We start from the raw sequence: 756 nt of genomic DNA on the forward strand, positions 1-756 counted from the left end.
GATTCAGCGAGTAGTTTATAGGTTGCCCTATTCGGATACCTCCGGATCTCTGCTTGCTTCCAGCTCCTCGGAGCGTTTCGTCGGTCACCACGTCCTTCTTCGCCTCTGTGTGCCTAGGGATCCACCGTTAGCTCTTTGTAGCTTGACCACTTTGACTTAGTTGTCTGTTACGGTTCTACCTTTTTTCTGATTCTCTATGCAGTTTTCTAGGTTCTGACTGAACTTTCGTCCAGCATCCTATAGCCTCTCTTCATTGCGACTTCTAGGTGCTGTACTATATCATTCAATAACTATCTATACTTTTCGAGTAAACCCTCACTCTTATTCATGTAGAGAGTGGAGGTAAGCGGACTCGAACCGCTGACTTCTGCCGTGCAAAGGCAGCGCTCTACCAACTGAGCTATACCCCCATCTGACTCTGAATAAATAGTAGGTGGGCTATCCTGGACTTGAACCAGGGACCTCACCCTTATCAGGGGTGCGCTCTAACCACCTGAGCTAATAGCCCTTAGACCGAACCGAGAGTTTGAAAGCCTGTTGAATGCTTAATTCCTTGACCGACCTAGGATGACCTTAGTCTGCCTGATTATTTTGGGGTTGGCTAAACTAAAGTTAGGTCTCCCTAAAAAGGAGGTGATCCAGCCACACCTTCCGGTACGGCTACCTTGTTACGACTTCACCCCAGTCATCAGCCCTGCCTTCGGCACCCTCCTCCTCGAAAGGTTAGAGTAATGACTTCGGGCATGGCTAACTTCC

At 48.7% G+C, this 756-nt stretch carries 2 tRNA genes and 2 rRNA genes; all 4 read right to left on the minus strand.

Going from position 1 to position 756, the window contains the following annotated elements:
* A 23S ribosomal RNA gene (locus M595_RS28155) occupies nucleotides 1–148 on the minus strand; the annotation flags it as partial.
* 189 nt (nucleotides 149–337) lie between these two features.
* A tRNA-Ala gene (locus M595_RS28160) sits at nucleotides 338–410 on the minus strand.
* 24 nt (nucleotides 411–434) lie between these two features.
* Nucleotides 435–508 (minus strand) — tRNA-Ile (locus M595_RS28165).
* Between the two features lie 118 nt (nucleotides 509–626).
* Nucleotides 627–756, minus strand: a 16S ribosomal RNA gene (locus M595_RS28170); the annotation flags it as partial.

Source organism: Lyngbya aestuarii BL J, assembly GCF_000478195.2.
Lineage (GTDB): Bacteria > Cyanobacteriota > Cyanobacteriia > Cyanobacteriales > Microcoleaceae > Capilliphycus > Capilliphycus aestuarii.